1 protein-coding gene is annotated in these 422 nt (G+C 68.0%); it reads right to left on the minus strand.

The features are described from left to right. Positions 1-422 (minus strand): class I tRNA ligase family protein (locus NE591_RS12685; RefSeq protein ID WP_256156792.1); only part of this gene is annotated, 422 nt, incomplete at both ends.

Genomic DNA, 422 nt, shown 5'->3' on the forward strand with positions numbered 1-422 from the left:
AGCCCGAGCGCCAGGAAGTGGGCGCGCAGCTGCTCGGGCGTGTAGTGCTCCAGCAGCTCATCGCCCGTGGGCGGCTTCACCGCGCCCGACGAGGAGGCCTTCTTTTTCCCGAAGAGCATATGGTGGTTCGCCACGAGCGTGGTCTGGCGCATCTGGGAGTCGGGGCCCTCGGCGAACAGGCCGCCGGGGCGCAGAGCCTCCCTCAGCGCCGGCTGGGCCACGCCGTAAAAGTACAGGTTGTCCTGGCCGATGAACTGGTAGACCCGAGCGTCGTCGGAGCACCAGAAGTCGCGCCAGCTCGTACGCGGCATCCCCTGCTCGTCGTTGATCGTAATGGTGAACGAGATGGGCGCCCACAGCGATTCGGGCCAGCACCACACCGTGAGCCCCTCCACGCCGTCGATGACGGGAGCGCGCACGCC

The organism is Adlercreutzia sp. DFI.6.23, assembly GCF_024462535.1.
Taxonomy (GTDB): Bacteria; Actinomycetota; Coriobacteriia; order Coriobacteriales; family Eggerthellaceae; genus Adlercreutzia; species Adlercreutzia rubneri.